This is a genomic window from Paraburkholderia podalyriae, from assembly GCF_014397785.1.
GTDB classification, from domain to species: domain Bacteria; phylum Pseudomonadota; class Gammaproteobacteria; order Burkholderiales; family Burkholderiaceae; genus Paraburkholderia; species Paraburkholderia podalyriae.
In genome coordinates this window covers 1-21,291 of the sequence record NZ_VZQQ01000084.1, presented here as the reverse complement: position 1 = coordinate 21,291, position 21,291 = coordinate 1, and the positions used below count along the sequence as shown (strand labels likewise).

17 protein-coding genes and 2 pseudogenes are annotated in these 21,291 nt (G+C 58.4%); 13 read left to right on the top strand and 6 right to left on the bottom strand.

Annotation, left to right across the window (positions count from 1 at the left end; all coding sequences use genetic code 11):
• Positions 1-396: 396 nt before the first annotated feature.
• Both F6X42_RS38215 and F6X42_RS38210 read left to right on the top strand, forming a co-directional pair.
• Complete coding sequence (locus F6X42_RS38215; RefSeq protein ID WP_187639046.1) at positions 397-831, top strand: hypothetical protein; 435 nt, start codon at positions 397-399, stop codon at positions 829-831.
• Entirely contained in the window at positions 828-1,310 is a 483-nt protein-coding gene (locus F6X42_RS38210; protein WP_187639045.1) for a hypothetical protein, read from the top strand. The genes F6X42_RS38215 and F6X42_RS38210 overlap by 4 nt, the downstream gene beginning before the upstream one ends.
• 119 nt (positions 1,311-1,429) lie before the next feature.
• Here the strand turns inward: F6X42_RS38210 and F6X42_RS38205 are convergent.
• A pseudogene (locus F6X42_RS38205) lies at positions 1,430-1,699 on the bottom strand (hypothetical protein); the annotation flags it as partial.
• Between the two features lie 262 nt (positions 1,700-1,961).
• Here F6X42_RS38205 and F6X42_RS38200 point away from each other — a divergent pair.
• The 7 genes from F6X42_RS38200 (at position 1,962) to F6X42_RS38170 (ending at position 9,736) form a co-directional block, all read left to right on the top strand.
• Positions 1,962-3,182: a Bcr/CflA family multidrug efflux MFS transporter gene (locus F6X42_RS38200; RefSeq protein ID WP_187639044.1), complete on the top strand. Its 1,221-nt coding sequence runs from the start codon at positions 1,962-1,964 to the stop codon at positions 3,180-3,182.
• 177 nt (positions 3,183-3,359) lie between these two features.
• Entirely contained in the window at positions 3,360-3,590 is a 231-nt protein-coding gene (locus F6X42_RS38195) for a hypothetical protein (protein ID WP_187639043.1), read from the top strand.
• 65 nt (positions 3,591-3,655) lie between these two features.
• Positions 3,656-4,060, top strand: a complete 405-nt coding sequence (locus tag F6X42_RS38190) for a RidA family protein (protein ID WP_187639042.1) — start codon at positions 3,656-3,658, stop codon at positions 4,058-4,060.
• Between the two features lie 498 nt (positions 4,061-4,558).
• Complete coding sequence (locus F6X42_RS38185) at positions 4,559-4,732, top strand: hypothetical protein (RefSeq protein ID WP_187639041.1); 174 nt, start codon at positions 4,559-4,561, stop codon at positions 4,730-4,732.
• Between the two features lie 235 nt (positions 4,733-4,967).
• Positions 4,968-7,451 (top strand): glycoside hydrolase family 19 protein, encoded by a 2,484-nt coding sequence (locus F6X42_RS38180; RefSeq protein WP_246530454.1) that lies wholly within the window; start codon positions 4,968-4,970, stop codon positions 7,449-7,451.
• Between the two features lie 6 nt (positions 7,452-7,457).
• Positions 7,458-7,862: a lysozyme inhibitor LprI family protein gene (locus tag F6X42_RS38175; protein WP_187639040.1), complete on the top strand. Its 405-nt coding sequence runs from the start codon at positions 7,458-7,460 to the stop codon at positions 7,860-7,862.
• 1,529 nt (positions 7,863-9,391) lie between these two features.
• Positions 9,392-9,736, top strand: coding sequence for a hypothetical protein (locus F6X42_RS38170; protein ID WP_187639039.1), 345 nt, complete (start codon positions 9,392-9,394; stop codon positions 9,734-9,736).
• Positions 9,737-9,799: 63 nt separating this feature from the next.
• Here F6X42_RS38170 and F6X42_RS38165 read toward each other — a convergent pair whose 3' ends face one another.
• The 4 genes from F6X42_RS38165 to imuA all read right to left on the bottom strand — a co-directional run bounded on the left by F6X42_RS38165 (position 9,800) and on the right by imuA (position 16,100).
• Positions 9,800-10,762 (bottom strand): SOS response-associated peptidase family protein, encoded by a 963-nt coding sequence (locus F6X42_RS38165; protein ID WP_187639038.1) that lies wholly within the window; start codon positions 10,760-10,762, stop codon positions 9,800-9,802.
• A gap of 75 nt (positions 10,763-10,837) precedes the next feature.
• Entirely contained in the window at positions 10,838-13,987 is a 3,150-nt protein-coding gene (locus tag F6X42_RS38160; RefSeq protein WP_187639037.1) for an error-prone DNA polymerase, read from the bottom strand.
• A gap of 6 nt (positions 13,988-13,993) precedes the next feature.
• Positions 13,994-15,463, bottom strand: a complete 1,470-nt coding sequence (locus F6X42_RS38155) for a Y-family DNA polymerase (protein WP_187639036.1) — start codon at positions 15,461-15,463, stop codon at positions 13,994-13,996.
• On the bottom strand, positions 15,393-16,100 hold the full coding sequence (imuA, locus tag F6X42_RS38150; RefSeq protein ID WP_187639035.1) for a translesion DNA synthesis-associated protein ImuA: 708 nt from the start codon (positions 16,098-16,100) through the stop codon (positions 15,393-15,395). Before imuA ends, F6X42_RS38155 begins: the two co-directional genes overlap by 71 nt.
• An 87-nt stretch (positions 16,101-16,187) precedes the next feature.
• Between imuA and F6X42_RS38145 the strand changes: the two genes are divergently transcribed.
• Complete coding sequence (locus tag F6X42_RS38145) at positions 16,188-16,502, top strand: hypothetical protein (protein ID WP_187639034.1); 315 nt, start codon at positions 16,188-16,190, stop codon at positions 16,500-16,502.
• Between the two features lie 346 nt (positions 16,503-16,848).
• Positions 16,849-17,067: a DUF6566 family protein gene (locus F6X42_RS38140; protein WP_187639033.1), complete on the top strand. Its 219-nt coding sequence runs from the start codon at positions 16,849-16,851 to the stop codon at positions 17,065-17,067.
• Between the two features lie 268 nt (positions 17,068-17,335).
• Here the strand turns inward: F6X42_RS38140 and F6X42_RS38135 are convergent.
• Positions 17,336-17,536 (bottom strand): annotated as a pseudogene (locus F6X42_RS38135) (FAD-dependent oxidoreductase); the annotation flags it as partial.
• A gap of 753 nt (positions 17,537-18,289) precedes the next feature.
• Between F6X42_RS38135 and F6X42_RS38130 the strand changes: the two are divergent.
• Positions 18,290-19,900 carry a type I restriction-modification system subunit M gene (locus F6X42_RS38130; RefSeq protein WP_187639032.1) on the top strand — a complete coding sequence of 537 codons (1,611 nt, stop codon included), beginning with the start codon at positions 18,290-18,292 and terminating at the stop codon, positions 19,898-19,900.
• On the top strand, positions 19,897-21,291 hold a 1,395-nt coding region (locus tag F6X42_RS38125), incomplete at its 3' end, for a restriction endonuclease subunit S (protein WP_187639031.1). The genes F6X42_RS38130 and F6X42_RS38125, both read left to right, overlap by 4 nt.

The following is a 21,291-nucleotide window of genomic DNA, read 5'->3' as shown; positions in this document are numbered from 1 at the left end:
CGGCCGCACCACTTCAGAACCCACTTCATTTTCGTTCATAGCGTACACGTGTCCATTAAAAAAATAGGTGGACACGATCGTCGCTTTCATGACCCGCCGGTTCAAGGTGACATTGCCGGGCGCTTACGGTTGAAGAGGTACCTTATCAGCATAGATAAGTCGGGTGCCTTCTCTAATTGGCGCCTCCATTGCCACCAGTTTAGGGAAGGGTTGGTAGACCAACTGGCACGTATGGAGGTACGGCTGTCCTACATAAGTGTCCAGCTGAAGCACCTCTCTTATGCAGCCCAAGCGATGTCACGAGGAATACCGGCGAAGTCTACCCTTGGCTACGGAAATTTACCGCGAGTTCTGCTTGCTACAATCACTGGGGCTGACGCCGTCGAGCGAGGAAGAATGGAGATGGCTTCCGGACTTTGGGGCGAAGGCAAGAATTTTGCTGGAGCGGGGGCTGATGCACATAAAAAGCGGGTTGAGGCTTTCTTCCAAGGCATGGCCCTATTTGGCGAATCGAGACGCGAGTACATCCAAAAGCTTGCCAAAAATCCGTTGCCAATCTTTGTGTCCGGGGTCGGGGTTTGTACTTTGAATCTAGCAGTTCCTAACGAGTTGTTGGAAACACCACCGTGTTTAGGCGACCTTCACTGTAACCCGCGAGATTGCGATAACTCGGTTGTGCCGGCGACTCATCGGGAGGCGATTGAAAAGAGGCTTGCAAGAAATAAGCTCAAGGCCAGCGACCCGACCCTTGCGCACGCAAAGCACTTCTATTTGGAGCAGGTCGCTATCTACGAAAGCATGCTCAATCAACTGGAAGCTGACCAACAATGAGTCTTGAAGAGTACAAAAGTGATAAATATGCGGGAATGACCGAGCGCTTGAACAGCGCTCTAAGCACATTGCGTGAGAACCCCACCCTGCCAGCAACGCAGGAAATTGTTGCTCAGTTGGCTAGTTGCAGTTTACGGCTCCTACATACGCCTAAACGAAACTGGGTCCTTACGGAACTCTCGGATATCAAAGATAAGCGCCGTAAGACGTCAACGGTGAGCGATGGACCGCCAACGGGTGAAAGTGCAACGGGTGACCTCCAGAAGCTCTCCGATTTATTGGAGAAGCAGAACGCGCATATTTCCGAGTTAATGGGACAAAACGGGGAACTGTTTCGCGAGGCCGAGCAACTAAAGGCAAAAATCTCGGAAATGAACACGGCGGTTTCGGATGGAGAATCCGAATTGAACGTCCTAAGGGTAAACCTACGCGAAGCTCAAGAGGAAATTTTTCGCCTCCAACGTAAGCGATTTGAGTGAACTGACCCGAGAACTCGACCTCTTGATTTCACAACAGGGGGAGTGTGCAATCAGGCGAGAGGCCCGTGCGGCGCGTGAGTGGCAGTGATTTCTCATCCATTTGGTTACTAAAATTCATCGACGAAGTCGATGCACAGCCGGTGGCCGCGTTTGGTCGACGCGTCCGGGACTTCGTAGGGCGCGCGCGTCGCGTAGCCCGAGCCGAAGATGCCCTTCGGCTCTTGCGCGACGCGATGCAGGAACACGCGATCGCCGGGCAGGATGCCGCTGGCGAAGCCGCAGCCCCACACGTCGGCCACCGCGTCGCCGGCCGCCACGCGTTTCGCGATGTCGGGCAACTCTGGCCACGGCCACTTTTTCGGGCTCCAGATCAGCAGGAAGGCAGTCATCGCGGGTTCGAACGGGATCAGGGGAAACGCGTTGCGCGACGTCAAGCTGCGCATAGATAAGTGCGCCGGATAGCCAGGCAGCAGCTTAACCGATCGACGATGGATGCGCCGCGCGGCGTTGTCGCGCGACCTCAACGCAGCGCGGCACGTGCGCGGTCAGCGGATTAACCGTCGCGTACAATCGAGCCGGTCAGCCGATGACCGTTCCCGCTTCACGCGTTCCGCTGCCGATGCCGGCGCGGCGTTCCATCCGGATTTCCCCATGCCTCACGTCATCAAACGCCGGCCCGATGGCCGGCTGATTCTGTTGCTCGGCGCGCTGGCCGCGTGCGGGCCGATTTCCATCGACATGTATCTGCCAAGCCTGCCGACCATCGCGCAGGCCTTCGCGGTCGGCACGGGCGCCGCGCAATCGACGCTCACGAGCTTCATGTTCGGCTTTTCGATCGGCATGCTGCTGTACGGTCCGCTGTCCGATACGTATGGCCGCCGGCCGATCCTGCTTGGCGGCATCATCATGTATGCGCTCGCGAGCATCGCCTGCGCGCTGTCAGTCTCGATCGGCTCGCTGGTCGGCTTCCGCTTCGTGCAGGCGTTGGGCGCGGGCGCGGCGTCGGTGCTCGCTCGCGCGATCGCGCGCGACGCGCACGAGCCGGGCGACGCGGCGCGCGTACTGTCGATGATCGCCATCGTCACCGCGATCGGTCCGCTGCTCGCGCCGCTGATCGGCGGACAGTTGCTGCTGGTGGGCGGCTGGCGCGCCGTGTTCGTCGCGCTGACGCTGTTCGGTTCAGCGTGCGCGCTGACCGCATTTCTGAAAGTGCCGGAGACCTGGCCGCGCGAGATGCGCGCGCAGTCGGCGCTGCTGAAGTCGTTTGGTGCGTACGGCACGCTACTGCGCGATCCGGTCGCGTGGGGACATATGCTGTGCGGCGGCATGGCGTTCGCGTCGATGTTCGCGTACATCACGGCGACGCCATTCGTGTACATCGAGTACTTCCACGTCTCCGCACAGCACTATGGCTTCCTGTTCGCGCTGAATATCGCCGGCATCATGTTCGGCAATTACCTGAACACGCGGCTCGTGGGCCGGCTCGGGCTGGTGCCGATCATCTCGTTCGCGGCCACCGTGAGCTTCGTCGCGTCGCTGTTCGTGTCCATCGTGTCGCTGACGGGGTGGGGCGGCTTGTGGTCGATCGTGTTCGGGCTGTTCTTCGTCGTCAGCGTGGTGGGCGTGTTGTCCGCCAACTGCACGACCGATCTGATGCATCGCTACCCCGCCAACGCGGGCGCCGCGGCGGCCGTGTTCGGCGCGGTGCAGCTCGCGCTCGGCGCGTTGTCGAGCCTCGCGGTCGGACTGTGGCAGGACGGCACCCCGAAGGGCATGGGGATCGTGGTCGGCGCCGCGGGCTGCCTGTGCTTTGTCGGACGCTTGTTCGTGAGGCGCTGGCATGCGACGAAATCGCCGGTTGCGGCGGCGTGAGCGCTGTGAAAACGGCGTGAAAAGTGTATGACGCTTGTGCTACCCCGGCTGCGAGGATCGGTCAACGCATGAGTTCACCCGGGCCGTCTCCGGAAAAAACCTGGTGTTGCGCGCGCACCACCGTGCGCGGCAGTTTGCATTGCTATGATGAAGCCACTGTTCCTCGGAGCGGCAATCATGGCGATCAAAGACCTGATGAACGGCGAACGGCAGCATGCCGCATTCGCCGAAGCGCAACGGCTAGCCGACAGCGGCGCCTATTACGATTACACCGACATCGAATACGTGTTGCGCTTTGATCACGGTTTGACGGATGTATCGGCATTGCTCGATAGCCAGTTGATGCATCGCGATCTGAATCGTCGCTGCGCGGATGCGCGCGAGAAGCTCGAGATGGCGGACGCGTGATGCGCGCTGCGCCGTGAGCATCACGGCGATGAACCGCTCCGAGATTTTCACTTCTGGAGTGGTTGATGACCGATAGCACGCACGCCCCGCGATTGCCACACACCGACAACCCCGCCGCGCTCGCGAAACCCGGCGGTCACTACAGTCATGTCGCGGTGGCGAATGGCTTCGTGTTCGTGTCCGGGCAACTGCCGATCAATGCGCAGGGCGAGAAGCTCGCCGATGCGCCATTCGACGCGCAAGCCGAACAGGTTCTGGCCAATGTGAAGGCGGCGCTCGAAAGCGTCGGCAGCAGCGTCGCGCAACTGGTGCAGGTGCGCGTGTATGTCGTCGATGTCGAACATTGGGCGAGCTTCAATCAGATCTACGCGCGCTGGGCCGGCGACGCAAAACCCGCGCGCGCGGTCGTGCCGGTGCCGCAATTGCACTATGGGTTCAAGATTGAGGTTGAGGCGGTGGCGGTGGTTTAGCTCGTGATGGCGGGAGCGGGATGTGCGAATCTCCGCTCGCTTTTCGATGCCTGCCTGAAGTGTGTTGAGCAGGCGGCCGGTTTGAATTCAACACGTTCGAAACCGTCAGCGTTTTCAGAGTCGCTAAAGCAAAGCCACGTCATTCATGAGAAGTGACGGGGTTAGAGTGCCACGGAATCTGGCTCATGGCTAAGGCAGTTTGCCGACTTACCCACGCATTCGTTAATCGTACCGCCGAGGCGGGCGACTACTGCGGCCGCAATGGCCTGTATCTGCAAATCACGACGGCGCGCATCAAGTCCTGGACTGGGTCTCGGACCTCTGCGCACTGTCGGACTGGCCGACGCCCGCCAGCGTGCGCGCGAATGCTGGCGCCAGCTACTTGACGGCGTTGATCCGCTCGACGCCCAGCAGGGTGAGAGGACGGCGGCGAAGGTCGAAAAGGCAAGGGGCATGACGGTCGCCGCGTGCGCGACGTCTTATCGAACCGCGCTCGTCATGAAGGTGCTGGAGCCGATGTGCGCGACGAAAGCCCAAAACGCGTCGCGCATTCGCGGACGCATCGAACCGGTTCTCGACCGGGCGACGGTGCGCGGCCACCGCGACAAGCTGCTGCCGAAGCGCTGGAACGGCAGCGCGAGCCACACCAACCGAATGGCAACATGTTGTTGACGAAGCGTGGCGGCACGATGCGCAAAGAAAACTCAAGAAGGGTAGCGCACGGCTGGCGGACTTTGACCCGATACAAGCTCGACCGGTAGAGGACAACTAAGGCCACCGGCAGCAGCGAAGCGGCAGATTTTCATTTGACAATTGTTTGCATAAATTCAGAGCGCGCCGCATTGATGCTGGCCCTCGATCCGTCATAAGGTGGTGCGACCTCATCTATAAGGAGTGCACCGAATCCATGACGAGCAAGTCGGTACCGCATCACCCGCAAACGCCACCACCGCCCAGCCTCAAGCAACTGGCATTTGTCTTTCCCTTCCTGCGCAAGGCACAAGACAATGCCCGACCTTCAGTGCAGTTCACCGATGAGCACGAGATTTACCGGCTGCTGGCCTTGAACGAGCCGTCCGGCGCGTATCTCGTCAGCCGCAAGGGCATGTGGCACGGCGGGATTCACATCACCGAGGCCGGCGCTGGGCAGGCGCTCGACCTTGACGCGGGACTACGCTGCATCGCAAATGGCGTGCTGGTCGCCTATCGCGCCGACAGCGACTATCCGATCAGCGAAGTGAGCGTGGACGGCAGTAACGTACCGCTTCGAGCCCCCTACAGTACGGGCTTTGCCCTCGTGCGGCACGAGATGGAGTTTCCGCGCGGCACGAAGCTGACGTTCTACAGCCTGTACATGCACCTGATGTCGAACGCCGACTACGACAGCAACTTCCCGAAGCGGCAGAAACCGGCGTACTGGTCGCGGCAGTGGCGGGTGACGCAGCACGCGCAGGACAAGCCTCTGCGGGGTCGTGCTGGTCAGCTCGCGGACCCGTCGCAGGTCGGTTTGCATGTACGCAAGACGCCTAACGGCTCCGTTCTTGGCATCCTGCCGCAGGGTGCGAGCGTCAGCATAGGCAAGACGGAGACGGTACAGGGTGCAGCATGGGGCCAGGTAACGCACCTGAATGGAGCAACGCTGTATCCGCCTGAGGCAGGCGGCTATGTCGCGCCTTCCGTGGCTATCAATGGCTGGATTTACCTGGGCACGCAGAATGGCGGCCCGGTCGCCGAAGAGCACATCCCTGAATCGAATTTCGACCGTGTGATTGTCACAACGGATCAGACATGCAGCCCGGGCGATCCTCAGGGAACACAAGGCGGCGTCCCGATCAAGGCGGGCGACCTGATCGGCCACCTCGGCCGGTATGACTCGCTGAACGGGTGCACGTCCGGGACGCGGATGGCGCACATCGAGGTGTTCTGCGACGACAGCATCCAGCCGTTCCTCGAACAGGGCCGCGCGTGGGTCAACCAGCACGGTCCGCACAAGGAGGACTGGGCGGCAGTGGGCCTGCCATCCGGGCCGACGATCCTGCGGATCGCACCGGGCACGGTGCTGTGTCAACGTACTGAGGACAACAGGTTTGTCCCTGGCGCTGACCCGCAGTCGAGAAAGACGGACACCGTTCAGGTGTACTCGCTCGCCGAACTGGCGCGCGATTCGAATCGACGGGTCCCCGAGCCGGATCCGCATCCCGATCCGGGTTGGCCGGTGAGCTGGTGGCATGTCGACGGCGTGAATGCACTGGGCCAACCAATCGACGGCTGGGTGTGCGACTTCAATCACCCGGGCGGCCGGGTGACGCCGGAATTCGCGCAGAAGTGGATCGACTTCGAGTGCCTGACGGATGCCCATGATCCGGCGCATACGATTTTTGCGACCACCCGGAAGTGGGTGGATTATGCGAGCGGCGCGAGTGTTGCCGACCCCGCTTCGCGTTCGAATCTCAGTCCGTTGATGCTCAAGGTGTACGACGCCCTGTTCAGGAAAGGCGATGGGAAGCAGGCAGCTGATGAGCTATGCATGCTGTCACAGACTGAGCGTGGCGGGTATCCGTGGCTGATGCAGGCGGCGTCCCGGCTGATCGTCAGGCACGAGAGCGAGTGGGCGAACCCGGAAAAATGGAAGCAGTTGATCGCCGAGTTGGAGAAGCAGACGGGGCCCAAGCCGCAGCACGAGGAAGAGCAGAAGCGCGTCGCCAAACTCGTGTGGTGGGATGAGGTGGCGGCTGGTGTCTCCGGGTTCCCCGACTCTGATGTGTATCACATAAATCCAATTGGGCTGGTGGGAAATTTCTTTAAATCGGCAAACAGTCTTGATGAGTTAATTCGAAAAATCGGGGATATCATTTCTGGTGGGGAAGGTGGCTACGAATCGTATAATTCTGGCACCAAGGACGTTCCCGGTGGAAAGGTTGGTTATTCGCCCAGACATCCGTCGCCAGGTGCAGTTACTGACAAAACGATTAACGAAATAATTGGAACCGAGTCCTTGTCAGGCACTGACCACAATCGGCTCTTTGCAACTGGGAAATATCAGACGGTTATTTCTACCCTGCGCAACGCAAAAGTCGCAATGAATCTAACCGGCGATGAGAAGTACGATGCGGATATGCAGGAGCGTGTGTTCAGAGAGTATTTGATAGGCAAGGCCGGAGGGGGCGCACTTGCGGCATTTGTGAAAAACGGCGTTGGAACTGCGGATGATGCGCAATTTGCGGCAGCCAAAGAGTGGGCGTCAATTGCTGCGCCTAGTGGACGTGCAATTCAAGGTGGCAGAATATCGGATGGAACCCAGTCGTATTATGATTCTTCGGCCAATCGCGCATTTATGCCGTCGACAAACCAACTCAGAGACATATTGCTTTCTATAAAAAGTGGGGTTTAATGATTTATGAAAAATATGAAAATTCTCTGTGTTTTTTTCGTGTTGCTATCCGCTGTCGTCAATGCCGAGGACCGAAATTACTCACAACAATTCGCACGATGCAGTAAAGTAGCATCCAGCAGTGATGCGCAAGCTGATTGCGTTACTGCGGAGATTGCGGTGCAAAAGAAGCGACTAAATATCGCTTTCGCGAATGCAGCCAAAAAACTCGCGCCCGAGGATAAGACATATCTAGACAAGGTGCAGCACGAATGGATCACGTGGCGGGATGATAACTATAATTTTCTCGCCGAACATGTGTCAGGCTCTTTCGGTGCTACTCGGGGAACGAGCCTCGATTTCATGTTGCGGTCGGTGTTCGATAGGGCAAGCGAACTTGAGATGATGTCAGATGAAATGGGCGGAAATTAGATGTCGTGGCTTTGAATCATCGACGGTTGCATTAGCAGCTAATCGATAGTTCATGATATGCGCCGCCCAAGCTTCCATCATCGGGCGGCGCTGCCTCAAACTGACGCATGCCAAGAAAGATGAGACGCCCATACCGAGACCGCTTTATCGAGGTTGCCGACCGCGACGTGGTTATTTTGTGGGTCAAAAAAACGAAAGCCCCGTAAATCTTTGACTGTACGGGGCTTTTGCCTCGAATCTGGCGGAGGCGGTGAGATTCGCGCCCAGTATAAAAAGGTGCCTGTCAAATCAAGGACTTGGCTGCAGTCCGTGACGCGATTCTGGCACACCTCGCCGGCACACGCAATAGCCGGTTGGGGGGCTGGGCTGAATGAGACGGAGGACGGGCGCCCGTTCGGTACGGCGTAGCCCTCGGCATCAGGTCCGGCGCAGGGCCCTTTACATAGCCATATAACCGCTGTCCCGGGCAAATCCTCGGGCGATTACGCAGGCTGTCATATCGAGGGTGTCGCGGCCAACCCGGCCCCCCGGGCAGGCGACCAGGCGTCAGCGACCCGCGGCTCGTGCGTCCGTTCGTGTTCCGCCGATGGCAGCACCGCCGTGACTGCAGCGGCGACGGGCACCGAATTCTAGCCGAATCCATAGTGGACCTGGGTGAGGTAGCAGCCAGCCGCCTACGGTGTATCCGTCGGTAGCGTCCGGTGGCCGCGCTACGGCCCAATCTCGGGGTGAGTGTGGATTTCTTGCGGAATCTGGCGAAGTCGGTGACGGTGGAGTCCGCAGTCGGCTTACCGTTTTGGGGTTAGCCGCTTCTAATAGTTTCACTTACCGACCAGCGAAAAGTTTCACTTAAGCGGGAACAAGTTTTCGCTTAAGCCAGCCGGAGCAAGGCTTAAGCGAAACTATTAAAACTGCAGCGTGACGCCGTCGCCCATCCTTCGCGGCCGCAAAAATGCCCGAGACAACCGGACCAATCCGGCCGAATTTCGTAATTCGCTCCATATCCAGCCCGAAGCCATGGCTCGCCTCGACTAGCGCCATTAGGTAAACTTGGCTCCGATTCCGCAGCTTGCGGCCTCCTGAAACAACCGAAACCCGTACTGCACAATCGCACCGAGCTACCGGAATGACGCAGAGTCGCGCTAGCGAAGCAGCGCCGCAATGGGCCTGGCCGGTTCGATTCCCGTAGCCTCAATGTCCTATGGTGCGGCAAAAATCTATCAGCTCGGGCTGGCAGTCGATGCTCGTAGCAGCCGTGATAGCCGGCGAGAATGCGTCCGGCCGGCGAAGCCCATAGACCGTCGGCGGCTTTCGAATCAAAAACAAAAACGAAGTTCGCCTAGTCGCAAGCCTCCTCTACGCTTCTTCGGTCGTACTATGTGCAACGACGCTCAATCATCACCATGCCTTTTGCATAGTGGTCGGACGTGACTACCGACCTCGCTAAGTGGAAGAGGGTAAATGATGTATGCTTCCAGCGATAAATCGACCAGACGCCTGCGGATTGCCCAAATGTAGGTGCAAAAAGAATGGATGAAAACACCCTGGAGAAAGTCGCGAATTTCATTTGTGGCAACGGTGACGACTATCCTCAATATCGAACGTCGTCGCAGCTTACGGCGTTTTTCGCCAGGGCTGGCTTGCCGCGGTTTGTCCACGATGGGAGTACGCGAGTTTGGTGGGTGCTGGATTGCCTGAAGCAATGCTCAAGAGAGGAACTAGCAGCCATCCTGAAACGGCTGGCATCGCCGAAGGAATATGGCGGAGACAAAGTGAAAGTGGCGCAAGCGCTCAGGGGGCTAAATGAGGCCGTCTACATCGAAGGATTCAGGTTGCGCCTCGAAGGGCTTGAGCCGAAATTCGAAAAGGTATAGGCTCTGTGCCAGTCTGCGCTGCGAGCGCTTAAGCGCCAACAGTAATGGGTTCCGAGCGAATGGTCACGCAGCTAGGCGATGCTCGTAGTACGGTCGCTCCTTATCATCAAGGACGGCATACGAGGCCGCGAGGTCTGACGCGTCCGGGTTCAGCCACGCGTCGATGTTTTCTAGCCTGATGGGAATGATGCATCGGTCATGGCCGGCTGCCGCAACCTCTGCGGGCGGCTCGTCGGTGATGGCGGCAAATGACAACAAATCGGGTTCGCCCGGCGCTGACCAGCGAGACCAAAGACAAGCGACCAGCATGAGCTCACCGTTGCTCGGACGAAACTCGAGGACAACATTTTCATCTCGCTCATGTGTCTCTGATAGTGTCCCTTCCATCTTGGCCTTGCTGACATTCTCGTAGAACACATCAACGAGCATTACACCGTGCGTGTGCCCGAAGCACGGCTTCCAGAACCCCTCAAGATTGTCGCGGCGAGCATTGTAGGTTCCCGGATACTTCACGTCATAGCTTGCAGGTTTGCCCGCAATGCGACACTGGTAGCGCATTGGTTTGACGACGCGCTGGCCATTTTCCATGACCATGACCGGCGCGTAGTGGCCCGGGAATATGCGAGAATCGCGTGCCTTCGGCACGGTTCGCTGTATGTCTTCAAGCTTGGTAAGCGTCCAGCCGATTTTGTCCGTAGCGATTCGCTGACTTTCGGTGGCGGCCTTCGTGACCTTCGTTTTAAGCGTGCGTTCGGCGTCCGCCAGTCGCTTACGTTGCTTGAACAGGTCCTGCTCGAGCTTCGAAGTCTGGCCCGCATTGAACTTGTCGATGGCGGCTTTAATTCGGCGCTCGTCGTCAGTCTGTGGGTCGGCGAAGGCATCTTCCATCGCCTTGGGCACCTTCGCTTTGCTGATACCTTCGGCGCGCTCGAAAAACAGCCGAGCGAATTCGCCTATGTCCATGATGGCACCAAAGGTGCGCACGAATTTTCGGTAATCAGCTTGAATCTGGGCCGAATAGCACATGCACGCCTCCGTTTCGTGTTCCGATGATACGCGTTCTCCAATACAGGCAGTCATGAGTTCGGACGCAATGTCTGGTCAGCAAAAATTCCGGCTCGCAGTGGTTAAGCCGCCGAGCAGATGAGACATGTCGACAAGCCTCTGCGCGACAAGATGTAGAACTTCTCCCTGACATTGCCACGTCCCATACACGGCAAGTAACGACGCCCCAAGCGCCTCCTTCCTTTGCTTCTCCAGCAGGCTTGGCCAGACAATAACGTTGACATTGCCCGTCTCATCCTCGAGGGTGACAAACATGACCCCTTTGGCAGTTCCGGGGCGTTGGCGCACCGTCACAAGTCCGCAGCCTCGTGCGAGCCGCCCGTCCCGATAGGTGCGCAGCGTCGACGCGGGCATCAGCCGGTTTGCGAGCAGTTGTGGCCGGAGCAGTTCGAGCGGGTGCCGTCCTAACGTCAATCCGACAGACCTGTAGTCTGCGACGATGTCGTGCGCTTCAGTCGGCGCGCCCAACTCCGGCGTCTCATCCTCTACCGAGGCGATGGCAAGCATGTCTTTGTCCGGCACGGCCGCGACCGACTGCCAAAGAGCTTCCCGCCTGTTTCCGGCAAGAGATGCCAACGCGTTTGCGTCAGCGAGGACATGCAGGTCCTTCCGGTCAAGCTGCGCTCTGCGGGCAAGGTCGCTAACGCTTTCGAACGGCCGGACCGCTCGAGCGTTCTCGATTCGTTCTGCAGCACCGTCCTTCATGCCGCGAAGCAGCGACAGACCGAGACGGACAGCAGGTCGGCTCGCGCCAGCACTGTGTTCAAGTGACGAATCCCATCCGCTGATGGCGACATCTACTGGCAATACCTCCACATCATGGCGCTGCGCGTCCTGCACCAACTGCGAAGGCGAGTAAAAGCCCATCGGCTGCGAGTTCAGCATCGCGGTGAGGAACGCTTCTGGTTTGTGGCACTTCAACCAGCTGCTCGCGTACACAAGCAACGCGAAACTGGCGGCATGGCTCTCCGGGAAGCCATACTCACCGAAGCCTTTAATCTGCTCAAAAATCGACTCGGCGAAGGCAAGGTCGTACCCGCGTTCCTGCATGCCGACCACAATGCGGTTGTAGTATTTTTCCAGGCCGCCTTTGCGCTTCCAGGCGGCCATCGCTCTCCGTAACCCATCGGCCTCGCCGGGCGTAAAACCAGCTGCCAGGATGGCAACCTGCATCACCTGCTCCTGAAAAATCGGCACGCCGAGCGTACGGCCAAGCGCAGTCTTCAGCGCATCGCTTGGATAGGTCACGGGCTCGAAGCCCTGCCGCCGCTGCAGGTAGGGATGAACAGCGCCACCTTGTATCGGACCTGGGCGAACGATGGCTACTTCAATGACCAGGTCGTAAAAGGTGCGTGGCTGCATGCGCGGCAGCATGCTCATTTGTGCCCGCGACTCAATCTGAAACACGCCAACGGTGTCCGTCGTCGAAATCATCGCGTACGTCGCCGGGTCCTCTGCAGGGATGTCCTGCATTTCGAAACGTTCGCCGCGCTGCTCCGACACGATGTCGAGCGTTCGCCGGATGGCCGACAGCATCCCGAGCGCAAGCACATCGATTTTCAAAAGTCCGAGCGACTCTAAATCGTCTTTGTCCCACTCAATAACGCTGCGGTCTGCCATCGCTGCGTTTTCAACCGGAACAAGGCGCGTGAGCTTGCCGCGGCTGATGACAAAGCCGCCTGAGTGCTGTGACAGGTGTCGCGGAAAACCGAGCAACTGCGACGCAAGTCTTGCCCACGCCTGGATAAGCGGCCTCTCCGGGTCAAGGCCGGACTCGGCGAAACGCTTCAGGAGGTCCTGGCTGTTATCGAACCAATGGTGCGACTTGGCGACCAGGTCAACTATCTGCGGGTCAACGCCGAGTGCCTTTCCCGTCTCGCGTAATGCGCCTCGAGGCCGATACGTCGACACTGCGGCTGCGATTGCTGCACGGTCACGACCGTATTTCCGGTAGATGTAGTGAATGACCTCTTCGCGTCGCTGGTGCTCGAAGTCCACATCAATGTCCGGTGGCTCCCCGCGCTCCTTGCTGATGAATCTCTCGAACAACATGTTTCCGCGCGCTGGGTCCACCTCGGTGACCCCGAGGCAGTAACAGACTGCGGAATTGGCAGCCGACCCGCGCCCCTGACATAGGATGTGCTGGCTCCGCGCGAAACGCACGATGTCATAGACAGTGAGAAAGTACGGTTCGTATTGCAGGTCGGCAATCAGTTCCAGCTCGTGTTCAATCTGCTCCTGCACTTTGTGCGGAATGCCAGATGGAAAGCGTCGCTGCGCGCCGATGTATGTCTCCTGCCGGAGATACGCAGCCGGTGTAATGCCTGCGGGCACCAGTTCATCGGGATATTCGTAGCGCAGTTCATCGAGCGAAAAAGCGCAGCGACTCGCAATGTCTACGGTCGCGGCGAGCGCATCATTCGGATACAGGTTGGCCAGCCGCAACCGCGAGCGCAGATGCTGTTCTGCGTTGGGCGCGAGGTCATAGCCACATTCGTGAACGGGCTTGCCGACGCGGATGGCAGTCATCGTGTCTTGCAATGGCTTCCTCGAGCGCACATGCATGACAACGTCGCCGAGCGCAACTACGGGAACATCGAAGTTGCGAGCGACAAACTCAATCGCACCCCGGTGAATGTCGTCCATCGCCCGCTGGTGGAGAACGAGACCGACCCACGCGCGACCAATGAACGTGTCATCGAGCCACTCGACCTGTGCTTCCAGAACGTCCTCTTTCGCAGGGAAATCCGGCACGAGAATCGCGAGGCAATCCGGCACGCCGAGCAGATGACGATAATCCTTGTCTGGTCGCGACAGGTCCTGCGGGGTGAGCCGATATTCACCCTTAGGCGCTCTGGTCCGCGCAAGCGTGACGAGTTCGGACAGGTTGCCGTATCCCTCACGATTCTTCGCGAGAAGGATAAGTCCGAATGCCGGCGCCCCATCCGCGTTCACCAGCTTGAAGTAGGCGCCGACGATAAAAGGAAGCTTCGCTGCCTTCGCGGCGACGTGAGCGCGCACCACGCCAGCCAGTGAGCACTCATCGGTGACGGCAATCGCTGAGTAACCCAGCTGCGCCGCGCGCTCAGCAAGCTCTTCTGCGTGCGAGGCACCTCGCAGAAACGAGAAGTTGGACCGGCAAAAAAGCTCGGCATACGCCGGAAGGATATTGAAGGTCGTGTCCACGACACATCACCCGAAGAGGCCGTGGAGGAACCAGCGTTGTTCTTCTTCCGCATCGCGGCTGCTGACGCGTTCCCGGAAAATCCAGTAACAGCTCGTGTCCTCCCCCTGCGCGATGAAATAGTCGCGTGTGACGAGTTCTCCATCAAACCAGCCGGCTTCAATGCGCTCACCAGGCGACACCATGCGCAACGGGGAGCCATAGAACGGGCGATGCTTACGCATCAATAGGCGCACGGGTGTATCGAGCATCCATGTGGGCCTCGGCAAACCTTCCGGGAGGGGGGCCGGCTTTTTCTTCTGCGATACCGGAATCCAGCGGTTCGCAATTTCCGGGCGATGGTCCGCTGTCGGCGCTGGCCGCAAGACGTTTTCCTCGCCCAGCCGTGCGACAAGCAGTTCAAGCAGCTTCTGATGGTCCTCTTTCGAACCACCCGGTTCAGGGAAAAGCGTGTCGGACGCTGGCGCTGCAGTCTCCACATTCGTGGCGTCAAGCCGCAGAGCAATCATCGGCGCGGCCAGTTCAATACGATGCAACCGTTCCTTCAACAATCTGACCAGGTGCTCTTCGCGCCATATTGGTTCTCCCAACGCGATGTCGACAATGGTTGGCTCAATTGCATCACGGCCACGCTCGTACTCAAGCGAGAGGCGGACGCCTGTGACCGCGAGTTGTTTGGCGCAAAGCCATCCGCATAGCTGCACAATCAGTCGATGTGCAGCAAACATCGCTCCGTCTGCGTGCTCGAGCCGGTCTGGCATTTCGAGGCGCGCGGAGAAGGTTGGCGGCGCCTCCAGCGAGTCGAACAGTTCAGGTGCTATGCCGAAGGCTCGGTCGAGAGAATCCAGAAGGTGTTCGCCACACCGGCGTTGCAGCCCCCCGCGAGGCAGGCGCCGTATGTCAGCGATGGTCTCGCAACCAAGGCCATTGAACCAGTCGAAAAACGGACGGACCTCGGGGACGGCGGCCATTGGCAGCGCGGAGAGACGATGCTCGAGCGACGCAAGTTTCAATACTCGTCGGTTGCCATGCTTCGCAAGCAGCCAGGCGCCCTGGCGAGTCGGCGCTGCGCTAATGCGCGCGGTGAAGCCGAGCGCACTGAGGACGGCCTTCGCCTCGCGACTCAGCGCAAGCAGGCCGCCAAAGAGGCGCAAACTCGCGCCGACCTCGACGACGAGCGTTGCTTCATCGAGCAATGCGACCTCAGGCGAGAAGCACATCAACGCGATGCCAACCTCGCGCTGTGCTGCGCCTTCGCGACCCATGTCGCGCTCATGCATTTGCGTCTCAGGCGACAGCGTCAGCACACCGCCGCGCTTCATCCCAAGACGAACTCCTGCCGTGCGGGCAGTGGCATCCGCAATGACAACCTTGTCTTTCTCGAGCACGGCGCTGCCGTGAGCAGGCTCAGGTGACCACTTCGGTCTGAAGACCTCGAGCGGCAACTTCGGCAGACGAACGGCGAGAAAGACGCGCATGGCGGGAAAGCAGAACAGGGGTTGGTTGAAGGGGAATCGACAGGGGCTCTGCGCGAGAGGGCCCTCGTCGTTTCACAATGTCCACAGTCAGACCGTCAGCCGATGGTCTGAGCGCCAGCCGCAGCAGCGCGGGTGATGCATCCTGCGCAGAGGCCAGCGGCCGGACCATGATGAACAGCGTTTCCGATGACTGGGCAGCAAGGTGCAGACGTCGGAGCGACGAAGCCTGCGCGTACTGCGTCCAGAAAATCAGCGCGCCACAACTGCCGGCACGAAGAATTTGCTCCGCCGACCACAGCGCATCCGCAGTTTTGTGTGCGTTCACACGGAGCACCTGGTCCAAGGAAAGGCCGATGTAATTCAGCCCCAGTCCGTCAGGGGTATGAGGCGGCTGCACGAATGCAACTGGCCGATTTCCCGCGGCACTGAGTGCTGGACGCAGCAGTCGCAGTTCGCCCACACCGGCTTGCTGGACCAGCAGGTCGACTAGCGCTCCGACAGGCCAGCCGCCCCCCGGCAGCTCTGCCGACAGCACCGGATACCCAGTCTCGACAACCCGTCCGCGACCGCGCGCGAGCTGCGACGCCCGCCACAGGGACGGGTGTATCTCCTCAGCAAGGACGGTAGCAGTGGACATTAGAGGCTCAAAAACCTGTATATTTATACAGTATCGTACACGCAAATCCTCAAGAGTGAACCGATACTTTTTAACAAGGGCTGAATCATGGATGCACGCGTTCGGCAGGTCGACCATCCGATGCCGGAGATGGCTATGTTCGTCGCAAAACTGCGTTCAGCCTTCGGAGACGAGGCGATTGACGATGCGATTAGGCGCGGAATAGCTGGTGAGCCTGTCTTTTACGCATGCGAAAATGGCCGCGCCGTTGGGACAGCAAGTCCGGTGAGCGAAAACGTCTGGCGTGCCAACTCTGACATACGGGACCGGCAATATTGTCCCGGCTGTGACGGCGAATGCGTCGGACAGGGTGTTGGTTGCAAGGATTGGCTGAAACGAGCAGCCGGTAAGGAGAAATTTTGAAAAGAATTGGACTGGCGTTATTGATGGCCACCCTCGCGCCCGCTGCGTTTGCAACTGGCACATACTCAGAGGTATGGAATCCGCCAGAGGCACGTGCGACCATGCCCAAACACGTCAGGGCTACGCGGAAGGTCGCATCTCATCGACATGTGTCTCCGCATTCGGTGAACGTGCATCCGCGGCGTGCCCTCACACCGTCGCCCAATCTCATGGCAAAGCAGCGCAACTTGCAAGAAGCCGTTCCTGCGAGCGAACCAGACATGTCGGATATTCCGCGCCAGATAACCCCCGAGGGCAACGTGCTTCGCGTGACGGCTCACGGAGCATCGGTTGAGGTCGCCCGCTGATGGAGTCGCAGTCCTATCAGGGCCACAGTATCTGGGGGCACGCAATTCTGCAGCGGGAGGAAATCCTCCAGCCCGAGCGTTATGCGGCAAGTGGGACAATAACCGTGAACGGCAAACTGGTCGAAGCCTCAGGCATCCTGGCTTACTTCGACACAGAAGAGGAAGCGCAACACGCCGGCCTGGCTTGGGCACGTGCCTGGATTGATAACCACGGGTAGTCGAAACCGAATGGCGCAGTGCATCAACATCTTTGCTGAGTGAGTAAGGTCTACAGCCAGTAACGCCGGCCCGGCGCGATGCGGACAACATGCTCGGCATCTCGCAAGCGAGCGGTGCCTCGAAGTGTCAAAAGAAAAACGACCGCAAGCGCTTGGTCGAGGCCGTTCGGCTACTCATTCCCAGCGCCGCCGCTTAATTCTCGAACTGGCGAATCGTCGCGTTATACGCAAGTGCGGCCGGGTGCCACTGCTGATGCATGCAACGCGCTCAGCTCAGGTTGAATTCAGCCGGAGCGGGCGAGTTCTTCGCGTAGCGGGAAACGTTGAGGTCATCGTGTCGAATTGCCGGCTGCTTCCCTGAAACCAAATCCGCGAGCAGCTGCGCTGCACCACACGACATTGTCCAGCCGAGCGTGCCATGACCCGTATTCAGATAGAGGTTCTGGACCGAGGTGCTGCCCACAATCGGTCTCAGCGCAGTGACAACGCGTTCCCCAAAAGAGCGGGCGCCGACTCAAGAATGCCGCGGTGATTGCCGATGAAATCGGACAAAATGATTGCCAACTATTTGCGTCCTGGGATTCTCATTAGACTTGAGAATTCTCAAACATCGCGAGAACTCTTGAGAAGTGGGGGCCAAGGAGCAAAGACGGCGGCGGCCGATGTGTATCGGGAAACGCTCAGTTTTCGGAAACGTTAGAGTGCGGTTCAGACACCTCTCGGACAAACCGCCCCAGTCTTAGCCCACCATCGCACAGGATTCGGTCATGACCGACGACGATTTGACTGCCAGTTCAAAATGCGCTCACGTTGAGCAGCTACGGCCGTCCGAAGATTCGCGACGGCCCTCGTCGCACATGCAGTCAACGACACACCGATAGTACGGACCGGGTACTTCGGTCAACCGGCGCCGGCACCCATCGTGGTCACGACCGCATCTGGTTTACAGAAATCAAACAAAAGGGGAATTTTCAAGCTGGACGGGCAATGCCCCGGATTCTTCCGTCCCGCTGCAAGGCGCCAAGCTATTTTCTCTGGCAGTCGAAGCGCCACAGGTAAAATGCAGCCCGAGACTGCTCATTGCGGTTTGCTCAATGAGCGATATACGAATGTCCGCTGTCGCCAAGCGTTGAGGCTTTGTGAAAGGTGCGCGTCCACGGAATTCGGCCGCACCCTTCACAGGTCAACGCACATGCACCATCTTCAGAATCGAACAACCATCATGGCCAATCAACTGACACTCGACACCCTGGAAAGTTGGCTCTGGGAATCCGCGAACATCCTGCGCGGCTCCATCGACTCCTCCGATTTCAAGAACTACATCTTTGGCCTCTTGTTCCTCAAGCGCTTTAACGACGTATTTGAAGAGCGTGTGAACCAGTTGATGACCGAAGAAGGTCTAAGCCGCGAAGAAGCCGACGCCGAGGTCTGTGAAGACCAAGGCGCCTTCCCGTCGACAGCCCGCTGGGGCTGGCTTATTACCCGCACCGAGAACATCGGCGAAGCCCTGGACAAGGCCTTCCACGACATCGAAGCGGGCGTGAAGGGCACCGACCTGCAGCATGTGCTGACAGCAACTCAGTATGGCGACAAGCGTGTGCTGTCCGACCACACGTTGCAACGCCTGCTGCGTCACTTCAATCAGTACAAGCTCGGCAATGAAGACCTCTACAAGGCCGACATGCTGGGGGATGCCTACGAGTACCTCATCAAGCAGTTCGCCGATGACGCTGGCAAGAAGGGCGGCGAATTTTATACGCCCAAGAGTGTGGTGCAGCTGGTCGTCGAGTTGCTCGACCCGCAGCCGGGCATGAGCGTGTACGACCCCACTTGTGGCAGCGGTGGCATGCTGGTGGAAAGCGCCCACCATATCTCCCGGCTGCCGGGCGGCACGCTCATGGGCAACAAGCCCAATGTGCTGCTTTACGGCCAGGAAAAGAACCTAGGCACCTGGGCCATCGCGAAGCTCAACCTCTACCTGCACAACATGCGTGCTGAGATTGAACGCGGTGACACGCTGGTCGAACCTAAACACCTGGACGGCGACTACCTTAAGACCTTCGACCGGGTGATTGCGAACCCGCCGTTCTCGGCCAAGGCCTGGTGGACGCCGCTGGAGCTGGCCGCCGAAGCCGGGCAGGACGGCGAGAAGAAGCCCAAGGCGCCCAACTACAAACAGGTGAGCGACCCGTATGGCCGGTTTGGCTACGGCATTCCGCCACGTGGCTATGCCGACCTTGCCTTTGCGCAACACATGCTTGCCAGCCTGAAGGCCGATGGCCGAATGGGCGTCATCCTGCCGCACGGCGTGCTGTTCCGCAGCGGCGAGGAAGGCAAGATTCGTGAGGGGCTGCTGTTCGGCACCGATTCCGCAAACGGCAACCTGCCGGGCGACCTCATCGAAGCTGTCATCGGCTTGCCCGCCGCATTGTTCTACAACACTGGTATCCCGGCCTGCGTGTTGGTGCTGAACAAACGCAAACCGGCAGCGCTGAAGGGCAAGGTCATCATCATCGACGCCAGCTCCGACTATCTCGAGGGCAAGGCGCAAAACACGCTGCGTCCGGAAGACATCACCCGCATTGTGGCTACACACAAGGCTGCGTTTGACAACCAGACCGAGGTGGAGAACTACTGCCGTACGGTGACGTTGGATGAAATCCGAAAGAACGACGGCAACCTCAATATCGCTCGCTACATCGATAACGGCGAAGCCCAGGAGACTGTTGACGTAGCTGCGACTTTGGCGCATTTGGCGGCATTGGGTGAACAAGAGGCAGAGATTGATGCAAGGTTAAATGAATACTTGACCGAATTGGGGCTAGTCAAATGACTGAGATGTACGTCGAGACTGTTGTCGGCCCCGTTCCGGCCAGCTGGGAAATCAAGCGTCTTGAGACGATTTCTGAATTCATAACGAAAGGTGGGACCCCAACTACCTACGGTTTTGCATGGGCTGCCGAAGCTGATGGAATTCCATTTTTCAGAAGCGAGTGCGTGACTGACGCCGGATTCAATCCAAAGGGAATGAACTACATCCAAGTCGAAGCGCATCTTCAAATGAGTCGTTCTGAAGTGAAGCCCGGGGACCTTTTAATGACCATTACCGGCAACGTTGGTCGCGTTGCTAAGGCGTCCGAGAAATACGAAACGGCCAATATCAATCAGCACATCGCACGCGTCAGGATACTGGAGGAGAGGGGCGCAAGTGCGCAATATGTATACCACTGCCTAAGGCATGACGGATATGCCACTCACTATAGAGCCATCCTTACCGGACAGGCCTACCCACAAATCAGTCTCCAGCAAGTTCGAGAAACCCCTATCGCACTTCCACCTTTCGTCGAACAAGAAAAAATCGCCGCCATTCTGTCGTCCGTAGACGCAAAGCTCGATGTGGTTGACTGCCAGGTTGAGGCCACCCAGGCGCTCAAGCGCGGGTTGATGCAGACGCTATTCAGCCGGGGATTCGGTATGCGAGACGAGGATGAGCGGTGGGTTCCACATGCTCAGTTCAAGGACAGTGAGTTTGGCCACATTCCGGCGACGTGGAATATACGAACATTGGAAAGTACATCGGCGTTTATTACTAAAGGCGGGACGCCGACCACCTATGGATTTGATTGGGCAACCTCTGAATCCGGCATCCCATTCTTCCGAAGCGAGTGCGTGACCGACAACGGATTTAACCCTAAAGGGATGAATTTCATACGGGCAGAGGCTCATCAACAGATGATTCGCTCTCAGGTTGAACCAGGAGATGTTCTTATGACCATTACCGGCAATATCGGCAGAGTCGCGAGAGCATCGGCTGATTACCCTATTGCCAACATCAATCAGCATATAGCGCGCATCCGAATCAAAGACGATTACGACGCTGAATATGTATATCAATGCCTCAAGCAAGATTTTTATGCGAAGTATTATGGTGCGATATTGACCGGTCAGGCGTATCCACAAATTAGCCTCAAGCAGGTTAGGGAAACGCCTATTCCTTGCCCGCCGATTTCAGAGCAACGACATATCGCTAAAATTCTCACTGATTGTGATTTGAAAATAGCTAACTTGAGACTAAAGCATTCAGCATATCAGGGCCTTAACAGGCTGCGGAAATACACCCCTCCAAAAGCAACGTCCATCGCTCTGCGCGGCTACCGCCGCGCAATTTTCTGCATTACGAAATTTCAACGTGAATCCAGCTTATTTTTCGACAGTTTGAGGCCT

Excerpts from the sequence above, each read along its gene's own strand:
- F6X42_RS38210 (WP_187639045.1), top strand. The coding sequence starts at position 828 with ATGAGTCTTGAAGAGTACAAAAGTGATAAATATGCGGGAATGACCGAG.
- F6X42_RS38170 (WP_187639039.1), top strand. The coding sequence starts at position 9,392 with ATGGATGAAAACACCCTGGAGAAAGTCGCGAATTTCATTTGTGGCAAC.
- F6X42_RS38140 (WP_187639033.1), top strand. The coding sequence starts at position 16,849 with ATGGAGTCGCAGTCCTATCAGGGCCACAGTATCTGGGGGCACGCAATT.
- F6X42_RS38165 (WP_187639038.1), bottom strand. The coding sequence starts at position 10,762 with ATGTGCTATTCGGCCCAGATTCAAGCTGATTACCGAAAATTCGTGCGC.
- F6X42_RS38190 (WP_187639042.1), top strand. The coding sequence starts at position 3,656 with ATGACCGATAGCACGCACGCCCCGCGATTGCCACACACCGACAACCCC.
- F6X42_RS38200 (WP_187639044.1), top strand. The coding sequence starts at position 1,962 with ATGCCTCACGTCATCAAACGCCGGCCCGATGGCCGGCTGATTCTGTTG.
- F6X42_RS38180 (WP_246530454.1), top strand. The coding sequence starts at position 4,968 with ATGACGAGCAAGTCGGTACCGCATCACCCGCAAACGCCACCACCGCCC.
- F6X42_RS38130 (WP_187639032.1), top strand. The coding sequence starts at position 18,290 with ATGGCCAATCAACTGACACTCGACACCCTGGAAAGTTGGCTCTGGGAA.
- F6X42_RS38145 (WP_187639034.1), top strand. The coding sequence starts at position 16,188 with ATGGATGCACGCGTTCGGCAGGTCGACCATCCGATGCCGGAGATGGCT.
- F6X42_RS38175 (WP_187639040.1), top strand. The coding sequence starts at position 7,458 with ATGAAAAATATGAAAATTCTCTGTGTTTTTTTCGTGTTGCTATCCGCT.
- imuA (WP_187639035.1), bottom strand. The coding sequence starts at position 16,100 with ATGTCCACTGCTACCGTCCTTGCTGAGGAGATACACCCGTCCCTGTGG.
- F6X42_RS38215 (WP_187639046.1), top strand. The coding sequence starts at position 397 with ATGGAGATGGCTTCCGGACTTTGGGGCGAAGGCAAGAATTTTGCTGGA.
- F6X42_RS38155 (WP_187639036.1), bottom strand. The coding sequence starts at position 15,463 with ATGCGCGTCTTTCTCGCCGTTCGTCTGCCGAAGTTGCCGCTCGAGGTC.
- F6X42_RS38195 (WP_187639043.1), top strand. The coding sequence starts at position 3,360 with ATGGCGATCAAAGACCTGATGAACGGCGAACGGCAGCATGCCGCATTC.
- F6X42_RS38185 (WP_187639041.1), top strand. The coding sequence starts at position 4,559 with ATGAAGGTGCTGGAGCCGATGTGCGCGACGAAAGCCCAAAACGCGTCG.